The 12,778-nt window shown below is 67.5% G+C and carries 11 protein-coding genes and 3 pseudogenes; 7 read left to right on the top strand and 7 right to left on the bottom strand.

Annotated features, from left to right (window positions below; genetic code table 11):
* Positions 1 to 2: 2 nt before the first annotated feature.
* Positions 3 to 134 (bottom strand): hypothetical protein, encoded by a 132-nt coding sequence (locus ACPXCS_RS37260; RefSeq protein WP_425951909.1) that lies wholly within the window; start codon positions 132 to 134, stop codon positions 3 to 5.
* 408 nt (positions 135 to 542) lie between these two features.
* Here ACPXCS_RS37260 and ACPXCS_RS37255 point away from each other — a divergent pair, with 408 nt between their 5' ends.
* From ACPXCS_RS37255 to ACPXCS_RS37245, 3 genes are all read left to right on the top strand, one after another.
* Entirely contained in the window at positions 543 to 1,628 is a 1,086-nt protein-coding gene (locus ACPXCS_RS37255; RefSeq protein ID WP_425951910.1) for an Ig-like domain-containing protein, read from the top strand.
* Between the two features lie 605 nt (positions 1,629 to 2,233).
* A complete protein-coding gene (locus ACPXCS_RS37250) occupies positions 2,234 to 2,863 on the top strand; it encodes a methyltransferase domain-containing protein (protein WP_425951911.1) in 630 nt (209 codons plus the stop codon).
* Positions 2,864 to 3,155: 292 nt separating this feature from the next.
* Positions 3,156 to 3,749, top strand: a complete 594-nt coding sequence (locus ACPXCS_RS37245) for a hypothetical protein (protein ID WP_425951912.1) — start codon at positions 3,156 to 3,158, stop codon at positions 3,747 to 3,749.
* A 247-nt stretch (positions 3,750 to 3,996) separates the two neighbouring features.
* On the opposite strand, the gene ACPXCS_RS37240 is transcribed toward ACPXCS_RS37245, so the two are convergent.
* The 4 genes from ACPXCS_RS37240 to ACPXCS_RS37225 form a co-directional block, all read right to left on the bottom strand.
* On the bottom strand, positions 3,997 to 4,932 hold the full coding sequence (locus ACPXCS_RS37240) for an Rv1733c family protein (RefSeq protein ID WP_425951930.1): 936 nt from the start codon (positions 4,930 to 4,932) through the stop codon (positions 3,997 to 3,999).
* A 501-nt stretch (positions 4,933 to 5,433) separates the two neighbouring features.
* Entirely contained in the window at positions 5,434 to 5,673 is a 240-nt protein-coding gene (locus ACPXCS_RS37235; protein ID WP_425951913.1) for a GNAT family N-acetyltransferase, read from the bottom strand.
* Positions 5,643 to 5,936, bottom strand: coding sequence for a hypothetical protein (locus ACPXCS_RS37230; RefSeq protein WP_425951914.1), 294 nt, complete (start codon positions 5,934 to 5,936; stop codon positions 5,643 to 5,645). Before ACPXCS_RS37230 ends, ACPXCS_RS37235 begins: the two co-directional genes overlap by 31 nt.
* Positions 5,937 to 6,265: 329 nt before the next feature.
* Positions 6,266 to 6,886 carry a M23 family metallopeptidase gene (locus ACPXCS_RS37225; RefSeq protein ID WP_425951915.1) on the bottom strand — a complete coding sequence of 207 codons (621 nt, stop codon included), beginning with the start codon at positions 6,884 to 6,886 and terminating at the stop codon, positions 6,266 to 6,268.
* Positions 6,887 to 7,934: 1,048 nt separating this feature from the next.
* Between ACPXCS_RS37225 and ACPXCS_RS37220 the strand changes: the two genes are divergently transcribed.
* From ACPXCS_RS37220 to ACPXCS_RS37205, 4 genes and pseudogenes are all read left to right on the top strand, one after another.
* Complete coding sequence (locus ACPXCS_RS37220) at positions 7,935 to 8,690, top strand: transglycosylase SLT domain-containing protein (protein WP_425951916.1); 756 nt, start codon at positions 7,935 to 7,937, stop codon at positions 8,688 to 8,690.
* Between the two features lie 288 nt (positions 8,691 to 8,978).
* Positions 8,979 to 10,104, top strand: a pseudogene (locus tag ACPXCS_RS37215) (HoxN/HupN/NixA family nickel/cobalt transporter).
* A 489-nt stretch (positions 10,105 to 10,593) separates the two neighbouring features.
* Positions 10,594 to 11,378: pseudogene (locus ACPXCS_RS37210) on the top strand (metal ABC transporter substrate-binding protein); the annotation flags it as partial.
* Between the two features lie 44 nt (positions 11,379 to 11,422).
* Positions 11,423 to 11,563 (top strand): annotated as a pseudogene (locus ACPXCS_RS37205) (integrase core domain-containing protein); the annotation flags it as partial.
* A 271-nt stretch (positions 11,564 to 11,834) separates the two neighbouring features.
* On the opposite strand, the gene ACPXCS_RS37200 reads toward ACPXCS_RS37205, so the two are convergent.
* Both ACPXCS_RS37200 and ACPXCS_RS37195 read right to left on the bottom strand, forming a co-directional pair.
* Entirely contained in the window at positions 11,835 to 12,299 is a 465-nt protein-coding gene (locus ACPXCS_RS37200) for a methyltransferase (protein ID WP_425971217.1), read from the bottom strand.
* Between the two features lie 238 nt (positions 12,300 to 12,537).
* Positions 12,538 to 12,778, bottom strand: a 241-nt coding sequence (locus ACPXCS_RS37195) for a hypothetical protein (RefSeq protein ID WP_425971216.1), incomplete at its 5' end; no start/stop codon positions are given.

The raw sequence follows: 12,778 nt of genomic DNA, 5'->3' as shown, positions 1-12,778 counted from the left end.
AGTCAGTCCGCGAGGCTGCCGCAGAACAGCACGAGGCTGCCGGCCATCAGCAGATAGCTGTCGACGATCCACTTCAGCTGGCTGGTGGAGGCGCCCAGTTCGCTCACCAGGGTGGGCAGGGCGACGTTCAGCACGTGGTGTCGATGCCGACCGCCAGCGCTCGTCCGGCCGACGATGAAACACGATCTTAGGCTACGAACATACTTCGTAGCAGTGCGCCACCTTCTCGATCTCCACGGCCGCAACCATTCGGTCGAGTCGGGCCCCACGGGGACGCCACCTGAATCAAGAGCCCCGACCGCGGGAACCGAGCACCCCCGACACTCGTCTACTAAAGCACTTAGCTACATCTTGGATGGAGGACCACTGTGCAAGACAGCCGACGGGGGCACATGGAGTCCGCAGCGCGACGGCCTCGGCGCAGGCGGCTGGGATTCGCGGCGCTCGCCCTGGCCGGGGTCGTGACTCTGGCCGCCTGCAGTCAGGCCGCCAATGGCGCCTCGGAGGAATCGCCGGCCTCGGATTCGAAGCCCGGGTCAGAGGTGGACACGGGTTCCGGCAAGAACGGGTCGGCCGCCGTCACGGTCTCTCCTGCCACCGACGGCAAGGACGTGATACCCGGTGAGACGCTCACGGTGAAGCCGAGCGACGGGAAGCTGGCGTCGGTCACGGTCACGGCCGGCGACGGAAAGACACTCGACGGATCACTGTCCTCCGACGGCACCTCCTGGACCTCGTCCCACGCCACCGGATACGGCACCACCTACACGCTCAAGGCCCAACTCGCCGCGTCTAGTGGCAAAAGGACGACCAGCACCAGCAGCTTCACGACGCTCAGCAAGGACGAGATCTTCGTCGGCACCTACAACGTCAACAAGGGCTCCACCGTCGGCGTCGCCCTTCCGGTGTCGATCGTCTTCAACAAGGCGATCCACGACAAGGCGGCAGTGGAGCGCAAGCTCAGTGTCACCTCTTCCCCGGCCGTCGAGGGCGCGTGGAGCTGGATGAAGGACCGGGACGGCAAGGACCGCGTCGACTACCGACCCAAGGAGTACTGGAAACCCGGCACGAAGGTGAAGCTGCGGATGGACCTGGCCGGAGTGAAGAACGGCGACCTGGTCGGCACACAGCAGCGCGAGATCGACTTCACCATCGGCAAGTCCGTCGTCAGCACGGTGGACGTGCTCAAGAAGACGATGACCGTGGCCGAGAACGGCAAGGTCGTCAAAACCCTTCCGGTCTCCACGGGCAAGAAGACCTTCGAGACATGGAACGGCACCATGGTCGTGCTGAGCAAGGTCCCGACGATCCGGATGAACTCCGCCACGGTCGGCATCTTCGGCCCCGAGGCGTATGACCTCGGCGCCGTCAAGTGGGACGTCCAGCTCACCCCCTCGGGCACCTACGCCCACGCCGCCCCGTGGAACGAGGGCAAGTTCGGCAAGATCAACGCCAGCCACGGCTGCATCGGCCTGAGCACCGCCAACGCCAAGTGGTTCTACGACCGGGTGAACTACGGCGATCCCGTGACCGTCGTCAAGTCCACGGACACCGTGGCCGTGAACAACGGCTACGGCGCCTGGAACGTCGACTGGGAGACCTGGAAGAGGGGCAGCGCGCTGGCCTGAGAAGGCTTCTGCTTTCCGAACGTGATCGTTTGATTGGCTCCGGGGGGCAGGAACTGCCGCTGGCTGCGGGAGGGGTCGGATTCTTCGTCGGCTCGTACCTGCAGGTGGTGGCTGACGCCGCCGGCGCTCGGACTGCTGGAGGCGCGGGAGAGGAAGGTCCGTGAGGAGGCCGAGCGGGTGCGGGCGGTGCCGGTCGCACAGGAGCGCGCGTCGGCGCGTTGGCCGAGGTGCTGCCCGAGACTGCCGCGCCGGTCGGCCAGCATCGACAAGCAACCTTGCCGGGAAGGCGCATATCAGGCCTATGACCCCGGCGCCGTGGACCAGCCCTCGACAGCCGCGTAGCGAACTCACCGTCCCCCTGCGTCGGCGGTTCCAAGCGTTTCGGGCACCGAGGGTGGAGAGGACCGGGAGACATGCCTGATGAGGGCAGCAGGAGAGGGATGTCAGTGTTGAAGTCGGAGGTCAAGCGGCTCTTGGGGCGTGCTGGATTCGACATCGCGCGCAGCACCAACAACCGGGGTGGAGTGGACGATTTCACCGTTCGAGGCGACGATGCGGGCTGCGCGGGCGGCCGGCCTGTCGGTCGGTGACTACATGACGAGGTCATGAACGGGACGCCTGGCGCCACCCAGTCCACCATCGACGAACTACGCGCTCTCGGCGTCTTCGCCGCCGAACCGGACACGGTGCTGGAGATCGGCCCCGGCTCCGGACGGTACCTGGAGAAGACGCTGAAGGAGTGTTCACCAGGCCGCTACGAGATCTACGAGACGGCAGCGCCCTGGGCCGACTACCTGGTGGACACGTTCGGCGTGGTCGCCCAACCGACCGCGGGATGCAGTCTCGCCCCGACACCCGACGGCAGCATCGACCTCGTTCAGGCCCACAAGGTCTTCAACACCCTGACTTTCCTCGGCGCCGCCCGCTACTTCTTCGAGATGGCACGGGTCACGCGGCCCGGTGGTCGGATCGTCTTCGACGTAATGACAGAGACCTGCCTGGACCCAGCCACAATGCGCGCCTGGGCGGCGCGGGGCACGACTCCTACCCGGCCGCCATGCCTCGCCGGACATGCGTGGACCTCTTCGCGACCCTCGGCTGCAGCCTGGAGGCCAGCTTCCTCGCTCCCATGGGCGTCGCCATCACTGAGATGCTTGTCTTCGGGAAGGAGGCTTGACCCTCAGAACGCATCAGCTTCCCGGGCATGGGCCGGTGTGATCCAACAGCGTTCATGATCGGGTGATCGCGGCGGTGTCGGTGTATGAACAGAGGGGCTCAAGACGAAGACGAACCTCCCGAACTCTCCCGCCCCCGAGCGGAGTTCATGCCTGCCCAGCCACAATCAATCGATCAAGTACAAAAGCGGATGCCTTCGGACCACCACGCACCCGACGAGAGCCTTGCCCGACGGCCGTGTGTGCCGGCGGGCAAGGCTTTGTGATGTGAGGCCTCCGTGACTGAACGGTCCACCGAGATCCGACGTACTAAGTGAGTACGTAGAGACAGAGCTCAGTGAAGGGAACCGCCGTGATCCGGCAACGTGTTGTCCTGGCCGCAGCAGCAGGCGTCGCCTCCGCACTCCTCCTGACCGCGTGCGGCAGCTCCGGGGACAGTTCCTCCAGTACGGACTCCGGCGCCTCGGCCTCCTCGGCCCCCGCGTCCTCCGCCCCGGCCGGCAACGGTCACGCGGACGGCATGGGCATGGCCACCACCTCCATGCTGATGACCGAGGAGATGGAGGGCATGGGCACCTTCGTCACCGACGACAAAGGGATGACCCTCTATCGCTACGAGATGGACCAGGCGTCCCCGTCCAAGTCGATGTGTACCGGTGACTGTGCGAAGACCTGGATGCCGGTCATGGCGCAGGACTCCGTCAAGGCGATGGGCGTGGAGCAGAGCCTCGTCGGCTCGGTGGACCGGTCGGACGGAATGAAGCAGCTCACCCTCGCCGGTCGGCCGCTGTACCGCTACATGGGCGATGCCAAGGCCGGTGAGATGAAGGGCCAGGCCAAGGACAGCAAGTGGTACGCGGTCACGCCCGCCGGTGAGAAGGCCGCGATGTCCTCGGACGGCTCCGGTTCGTCCGAGGACATGGAGCGCATGCCAGACATGTCCTGATGCTCAGCAGTGCCGCGTCGGATCCGTCGGCCGGGTCGTAGCACCGTCGCCCAGCAGCGCGTTGTCCAGACACTGATCAGTACGGCTGTCCGGATGCGCCGGTTGAACGCGGCTGTGGTGGCGTCCGCGAGGACGGCGACCCGGCGGAGCCGACCGGCGAGGACGGCGGCCCCCGCCAAGGAGACGGCAGGCACTGGCTATGAAATCGAGGGTGGATTCGACCCGACTCGGCCAGTGATGCGGCAGGTCAGCCGGTCTTCCAGCCCTTCCTCGTGTCGAAACGGTCCCACTCCGCGGCCCACTGCGCCATGCGTCGTCGCCCCGGCCCGAGCCGAACCGCCCAGGCAGCGCCCAGCACCACACCGCCCGCACCCGCCGCCGCCATTACGCCTCCGGAGATCGCGTGAAGCCGGGGCTCCCCGTCGGTCAAGGGCTCGGCTGTAATCTCGCCGCTCTTGTCCACCCAGACGGTGACCGTGCTCCCGGCCGGGGCCTTGGGCGGCACCCGCGCTTCGTCCGTGTGCGTCGTGCCGTCCGGTGCACCATGCCGCACCCGGTAGTCGATCGATGCCCGCTGGGGCAACCGGCCCTGCGCATCCTCGACGAGCACGGTGGAAACCTGTCGCCTCCTCCCACTGGTCCTCGGCGTCCCGCTCGACCGCATCCGTGCACCCGCGCGCACAGCCGGCCGACTTTCGCCATCCAACCCATACCTGCACCCACCGCGCCCGACGACGCGGCGGAGATGAGGAACACACAGGCAGGATGTCCTGCCAGACCCAGCCCTCCTCCGTGAACGCCCGCCAGACCAGGCCCACTTGAGGATCTTGCCCTTCCCCTCGGTGCGCTTGGCGTACTTGGCGCTGGGCGACCACTTCCTGGTCCGCAGGTTGATCCACGGGTTCTCGAGCGGGTTGATGTCGATCGCGCGGCCGTTGGCGTGCGGGGATTCCCGGAAGGGCGCGTTGATCTGGTCGGGGCGACGGCAGTTGAACGCGGAGGTGTTGTCGTCGGCCAGGCTGGCGTCGAGGTCTCCGTTGTAGACCTCCATCGGCTGCATACGGCGGATGGGGAAGCGTTCCTCGAACAGCTTGGAGAAGATGCGGACGACGCTGGCCGTCACGTCGGCGTTGACCACGAGGACGCCGCGGTGCACCTCGCCGTCGAAGCCCACGTAGTTCATCTCCACCCGGCGCAGCTGATCCCTGACGCCGGGACAGCCCTTGCGCCATAGTCCCGCCCCCACCATGCGGGACCACTGTGCGTCCGTGATCACTTTGACCGCGGCGTCCAGGGACGGTTTGGGCGAAGGGCTGGATGTCGGACTGGGAGTCGCGGACGACCGCGCCGAAGTTCCGTCGGAGCTGTCGGCACCCGGCGTTGACGGCGCGGCACCCGTGGTCGACGAGGACGAGCAGCCGCCGGCCAGAAGCGCCGTCACGGAAAGCAGCGCAAGGCTGCCGAGGGCCAGCTTCCGGCGCCGACCACCCTCGGGGACCGATGGTGCCGTGTCCCTGCTCGGGTGGTGGAGGCGGGCCGCGACGCGCATGCGCTCCGTCTCCGGTGCGTGGCTGGTCGAGCAAAATCTCCTGGAGTGCATCCGGGGCACCCGTGCCGGGCACGGCCGCGATCCCGGTACGGGGGTGATCTGATTGGCCGGGGCGGGTCGGCCAGGGCCGGCGCCTCAGTGTCGCTCTGGCGTCGCGCCGTCGTTCAGCGGGAGGTCGTACGCGAGGAGGCGGCGGCCCTCGGGCGTGCGGATCTCTCCCTGACGCCGCCAGCCGAGCCGGTCGTAGTAGGGTCCTGCCCCGCCCTCGGCAGCGGTGATGAGAGTGACACGCGCGCAGCCCACGTCGGTGGCGTCTTTTACGAACCGGGCGATCAACCGAGCGCCTATGCCACGGCAACGGGCGTGCTCAGCCACGAGGACTCGCGCTCCCGCTCGGTTGGTGGGCGCACCCTGGGGCCGTCGTCGGCCGTCCGGCCGTTGGCAGGCCCCAGCAGTTTGTGGGCATGGCTGCCCAGGAGGCGAAGGGTCAGCAGCGGGGCGATGACCGCGTCGGCGCAGGCGACGGCGCCGATCCCGGCGAGCAGCCCGTCCGGGAGGGCGCCCTTGAGGAGGCAGCCGCTGGCTCCGGTGCGCAGTGCGGCGTGGGCGTACTCGTCCAAGTCGGAGGTGATGAACACCAGTCGTACCGCGGTACCACACCGGGGAACCCGATCCAGACGAGTTCGCCGCTATGCGGACAAGGACCAGGCCTCCACGTATTGGGCCGACCACGGACGCCGCTTCACCCATTGGCCGACTGCCTGTGCGTTCGCGCTCTTCGCCGGCGTGGCCGAGTCCACGCGTGCATCCGGGAGAACTCTCGAAGGCCCGGCATACGCCGGCGAGCGCGGCCCCACCGCCAGCGACCCCGGGTCATCGACGACGACAGGCCGCGTACGCCCGCACACCCCAGGCGCACGGGGGCACCTGGCAGCAGCGTCTTAATGCGCGCGAGCCTCCGACCGGGTCAGACGGTGACGCCCTGCGAGCGCAGGAAGGCCATGGGGTTGATGGCGGAGCCGAAGTTCGGGCTCGTGCGGATCTCGAGATGCAGGTGCGGGCCGCTGGAGTTGCCGGTGTTGCCCGAGCGGGCGATGGTCTGCCCGGTCTTCACGGTCTGCCCGACCTTCACATCGATCCGGGACAGGTGCGCGTACTGCGAGTACGTCCCGTTGCCGTGGTTGATGACGACGGCGTTGCCGTACGCCGGCCCGTCCCCACCACCGTTCGGGCCTGCCTTGACGACGGTGCCGCCGCGCACAGCGCCGACCGGCGTACCGAGAGGCACAGCGAAGTCCTGCCCGGAGTGGGTCGACGACCACCTGCTGCCCGACTGGGCGTAGCCCGCGGTGAGCTTGTACTTCTTGACCGGGACAACCCATGAGGGCGCCTTCTTCGCGGCCTTCTTGACGGCTGCGGCCTGGACGGTGGCCGTGCCGGACAGCGCGGAGGTGGCCTTGCCGGCCTCCGCAGCCACGGCGGTGCCCACGCCGAGCAGCGTCGACGCTCCGAGACCGACGGCTATGACGGCAGCCCGGGTACGAAGCAGGGGCGAGCCGGGATTGCGGGAGTGAGTGCGCTGGGACATTCGGGATTACCTCCGGGCATGAGTGGACCCGGCACACAAGCCACATGCCGGGCGGGCCACCCCTTGGTACCCGCGCTCCCTCCATTACTCAAAGGGCCGTTCTACTAACCGGGACAGTAGCCGGGCACTCGAATCCCCACCCCTTCGGCACCTATGACCCAGCGACTGATCCACTCCCCAAAAACGCCCCTCCGCCCCCTGGGCGGCGAGGCCTACCGCACTGCACAAGCGGAACATAACGCCTATTTGGTCACCTTTCTGCTGCTCTAGGCACTGGCACCCAAACCGCGGCCACCCCATGAGCCGAAAACACCTCAATCCATGCAAATCCTCGCCACTATTCCGCCTAGTAAGGGACAAACCGCCTGTGTGGCACATCACAGGACGGCGAGATCCAATAACCCCGCAATGTGACGCGCGCTACGCAGATGCGTATAGCCACGCGGGGAAGTGCGCGAAGAGCCACGACGGCGCTGCGGACGATGGACAGCCTGTCCCAGCACTTCCAGCGGAGCGCCTAGACGCGTCGGCTTCGGCCCGCAGACGCCGGTCTTGCGGAGCGTCTGAGCTACAAGCCGAGGCAGTCCCTGGTCAGCGCACGCGACACCGCTGCCCAGGCGCGCGGGAGCGACGGCGACACCGTCGTTGTCTGCCGCATCATCGAAACCAGTGGCGAACGCGGCCCGCTCGCGGAGTCGATGACCGCAAGAAGGGCCCGGATCGGACCGATGTCCACCCAGGGGGGTCAGCACAAAAGGGATGTGACCTTTCCCATGCAACTCAGGATTGCCTCGCGGCGTCCCGATCCGGCAGAGTCTGGGTTTCGTCAGGCCCCGCATGCGACACAGCAGTACCCGTGACGACACCAGACCCCAGAACTTCTCCGGAACATCATCGCAAGTCGCCGCATGCCGCCCGAGATCTCCACGCGGCACTCCCCGCAAGGGAGTTGCGCACCGGGCCCGTGCCTCCCGTGACCTGTCAGCATCGGAGGCCAGCACCAAGGGGCTCAATCGCGCCCGCTAGGTCACCCAACCCGGAGCGGGCGATGCTGGAAGGAAACCGTGTGAGCCGGATCCGGGGATTCGCAGTGGCCTCCGCCACTGCGGTCACAACTGTTGGCGCCGTAGTGGGTGTTGCCCCGGGCAACACCGCACAGTCATCGAACGACTTCGATGCAACCGCAGCCGACGAGACCCTCCTCGCGGACATACCCGCGGGCCAGCAGGCCCAGGTCCAGGGCAGCTCGCTGGCTCAGCAGGCCCACTCCCAGGCCATCGCGGCGGACGCAGCCACGAAGACGTCCGCCGAAGAGGCGGCGCGTAAGCAGGCGGCCAAGGATGCGGCGGCCAAGAAGGAGGCTGCGGAGGAGAAGGTCGCGGCCGAGGAGAAAGCCGCGGCGGAGAAGAAGGCCGCGGCGGAGAAGCTCGACAAGGAGCGGGCGGGAGCCCAGCAGGAGGCCGTCAGCCGATCGGCCCGTGACTCCTCCTCCTTCCCGGTCCAGAGCGCGTACACCGTCGCGGAGGTGCAGGCGATGGCGCGCCAGATGGTGCCCGCCAACCAGTTCCAGTGCTTCAGCGACATCGTGGAGCGCGAGTCCAGCTGGAACTACCGGGCGGACAACCCCACGTCCGACGCCTACGGCCTCATGCAGGCGCTGCCCGGCTCCAAGATGTCCTCCGCCGGCGACGACTGGATGACCAACCCGGCCACCCAGATCAAGTGGGGCCTGAACTACATGAACAGCCGCTACGACAGCCCCTGCGGCGCCTGGCGGTTCTGGCAGGCCAACAACTGGTACTAGTCCAGCCCGGACCCGTATGGACTCTCCGAGCCCCTGGCCTCGACCGGCCAGGGGCTCCATGCGTCGGCACCGGGTGGTTCAGCTCCGTCCCGGATCACGTGTGGATGGAAAACGATGTCCAATGGGCCGCCCAGTGCGATCAGCGCAGGGACAGCACCTCTTCCCGCGACTCCGCATCAGCCGGGCCAGCAGCCTCGATTAAGTTATTGCCATCATTTGGCACCTAACTACTAAGTGTTATAGAGAATGGAGTGCGATGTAAGCACGACCCGGATCAAGGACACCACGATGACCGTTGCGCCCCACCCTCAGCCCGGCCTCGTCCAGCGGGTACGCGGGGCACTCACCCCGCGCGAATGGGCCCGGGCTGGCGGACTGGCCGCCGCGATCCTCGCCCTGCACGTCATCGGCTGGGGCACGCTGCTGTTCGTCGTCGTCCCGCAGCACTTCGATCTGGGCAGCTAGGGGGCGTTCGGCGTCGGCCTCGGGGTCACCGCGTACATCCTCGGCATGCGGCACGCCTTCGACGCGGACCACATCGCCGCGATCGACAACACCACCCGCAAGCTGATTCCGACGGCCAGCGCCCACTGTCCGTGGGCTTCTGGTTCTCCCTCGGGCACTCGACCGTCGTCTTCCTGCTCGCCCTGCTCTTCGCGCTCGGCGTGCACTCCCTCGCCGGTCCGGTGCAGGACGACGACCCCGCGCTGCAACAGACGCTCGGCCTCATCGGAACGTCCGTCTCGGGGGTCTTCCTCTACGTCATCGCGGCCTTCAACCTCGTTACTCTGATCGGCATCCTGCGCGTCTTCCGCCGGATGCGGGCCGGTCGCCACACCGAGGCCGACCTGGAGGCGCAGCTCACCGCCGGCGGTGGGTTGATGAGCCGCATCCTGGGTCGTGCGACGCGAGCCGCCGGCAAGCCCTGGCACATGTACCCGCTCGGCTTCCTCTTCGGCCTCGGCTTCGACACCGCCACCGAGGTCTCACTCCTCTTCCTGGCGGCCGGCGCGGCAGGCGCCGGCATCCCCTGGTACGCGATCCTCTGCCTGCCCGTGCTCTTCGCGGCCGGGATGAGCCTGCTCGACACGATCGACGGCTCGTTCATGAACTTCGCGTACTCCTGGGCCTTCTCCAACCCGTCCGCAAGGTCTTCTACAACATCACCATCACCGGCCTGTCGGTCGCCGCCGCGCTCCTCATCGGCACGGTCGAGCTGCTCTCGATCGCCGCGGAGAAGCTTTCTCTGCACGGCGCGTTCTGGGAGTGGGTCGGCCGCATCGACCTCAACAGCGTCGGGTACGCCGTCGTCCTCCTCTTCGTCGTCACCTGGGCCACCGCTTTGCTGATCTGGCGTTACGGCCGTATCGAGGAGAAGTGGGCGCTCAGGCCCCGCATCGCAGAAGAGGAGTGATCGACTCCGCACGGGACGGGGAATGCGCACTGACGCCGACGACGGCTGGGGCGCGACCCTCGGCTCCTATGACTCTGGATCCTTCCGTCGACGCGGTCGTCCAGACCTACGCGTACGCCGTTGACACGGCGATCCCGGGGCTGGTCCAAGGCCTCTACCTCGTGGTCTCCGTGGCTCTGCGCGACTTCTGTCCCGGGCCGGCGACATCGACTTCGTGGCCGTCACGGCGGCTCCCCCGGACGACCGCCGACTCACCACTGCGGAGGGGGCCATGTGACGGACGCGTGCCCCCGCCCCGATGAGCGCCACCGGCCTTCGGAAACTACCGCCGCGCGACACCGAGAACTCCGCTTCCTGTCGCAGGCTCGCGGACTCCCGCGGGAAGGAGGAGCCCGACTACGAAAAAGTTTAGTAGGTTCCTACAGGCTGCGGCGTCACAGCGGCGAACTCATTGACAATGGTTTCCATTTCCCTTGAGTGTTGGGTGCCATGACCGTACGACTCCTCCCCATACCCACCGCTGCCGTCACCGGAGTCACAGCGCTCGCCCTCGTCGGCCTGTCCGCCTGCAGCACCTCCGACACTGCCGCCGCCGGCCGCGAGGATGGCGGCAAGGTCAACGTGGTGGCGTCGTTCTACCCCATGCAGTACCTGGCCGAGGAGATCGGAGGCGACCAGGTCTCCGTCACCACTCTCACCAGGCCCGGCGTCGAGCCCCACGACCTGGAACTCACCCCCAGCAGACCACCCAACTCGGCGAGGCCGACCTCGCCCTTTACCTCAAGGACCTCCAGCCCGCCGTCGACGAGGCCGTCGCCCAGTCCGGTGTGAAGCGCGCCGTTGATGCCACGACCCTCACCACCCTGGAAGCCCTCGGCACGGCGAACACCGGGGAAGAGGAGGAGGGCGGCACGGGAGCGTCACTCGACCCGCACGTCTGGCTGGACCCGGTGAAGTACGCCGAGGTCGCCAAGGGCGTCGGCACGGCCCTGGAGACGGCCGACCCAGACAACGCCGCCGACTACAGGAAGAACGCCGACGCGCTGGTCAACAAGCTCGACGATCTCAACACCAAGTTCACCGACGGCCTGAAGAACTCCGCGAGCGAGGTCTTCATCACCTCGCACACCGCGTTCGGCTACCTCGCCCAACGGTACGGCCTGGAACAGCAGGGCATCGCCGGGCTGGACCCGGAGTCCGAGCCCAGCCCCGCTCGGATCAAGGAGCTCCAGGAGATCGCCGAGCGGGACAAGGTCACCACGGTCTTCTTCGAGACCCTTGCCAGTGACGAGACCGCGAAGACGCTCGCCGAGGACACCGGCCCTACACCTCAGACGCCGAACGACAGGCAGCGTTTCCCGACTGGCTGGACTGGTACAACCACCACCGACCCCACACCGGAATCGGCGGCCACACCCCAGCCAGCCGCGTCACCAACCTGCCCGGACAGCACATCTAGAGGGAATCACCGAGCAGTCCCGTGGCGATGACTACGTCGAGGTCATGGAAGCCAACCTCACCGCGTTGCAGAAGGCCCTCGGCACGAAGTGACATATGCGCCGGAGCGCGAGCCATAGAACCGCGTCGATTCTGCCGGAGACCGGACCACGCTGGGCTCGCGCACCGGCCGCCGGAACGTCGTCCTCGCCGAGAGGGCCGGCACAGCCCTCTCGGCTGTGCAGCCCTGCCAAATGTATCCGCTGGGCTTCTATCCCCGGTCGCCACCGCAGTCAGCGGTCTGCGCTGCTCCGTCGCGGTGTCGCTTCGACGAGGGAAAAGCGGTTGAGGGCAGACAGCGGGGTGATGGACGGTTCCATGAAACCAGCCCGCTCGCACAACGCGGTGAAATCCTCGCGGGTACGTTCCCGCCCACCCAGTTTCACCAGCACATTGAGGTCGCTGAGGTACCAGCCTCCCCCGATTCCACCTCCACCTTTGACGGCAGCACGGGTTCGAGCATCAGCACCCGACCGTTCTCCGGGAAGGTCCTCCCGGCAGCCCCCGAGGATGACGGCGCCCTGGTCATCGTTCCAGTCGTGAATCACGCTCTTGAGCAGGTACAGGTCGCCGCCTTCCGGCACCGAGGCGAAGAAGTCCCCGGTCACCGCTGAGAACCGGTCGCTCACGCCGGCGCGTTCCATCGTCCCGGCGGCCTGCGCGAGCCCGCGCGGTGCGTCGTAGACGATCCCCCGCACACGGACTGATACACGCGCATCACCCCAGTGAGCCGGCGACCGAGGCGGGTCGTAGACCCGGTTGGCACGGGCAGGTCGTGCGGGCGTACCGGAATGGGCGCGAAGCGGACGAGGGGTCTCTACTGCCGCACGGTCACGCGAGCGCGTGACATGGCGGTGCCCCACGGCTCCCAGCGCCGGGTCGATCAGTCCCCACCCTCCGGTGAGCGCCGGAGGGATCTTGGGCGCCTAGTGCCGGTTACCCACTGGCCGCGAGGAAGACAGCCTTCGGCACTTTGCCACCGACCGATTGATCGGAGTTTGCATGAACCGCCGGACAATATCCGTGAGCCGTGTGGGTGCGGCCGCGCTGATGGCCGCCGGCCTCGCCCTTGCGGCAGCGCCAGCCGCTGTCGCAGGCGACGACAGCGAGTTCAGCGACAAAGAGTTCCTGACCATGACCGTCGACCATCACTTCGGCGGTGTCCGCATGGCCGAGC

The organism is Streptomyces sp. DT190 (assembly GCF_049846985.1).
In the GTDB taxonomy this organism is placed as follows: Bacteria; Actinomycetota; Actinomycetes; order Streptomycetales; family Streptomycetaceae; genus Streptomyces.
The sequence above is the reverse complement of the archived record's forward strand: the minus strand, read 5'-3'. Positions and strand labels throughout refer to the sequence as shown.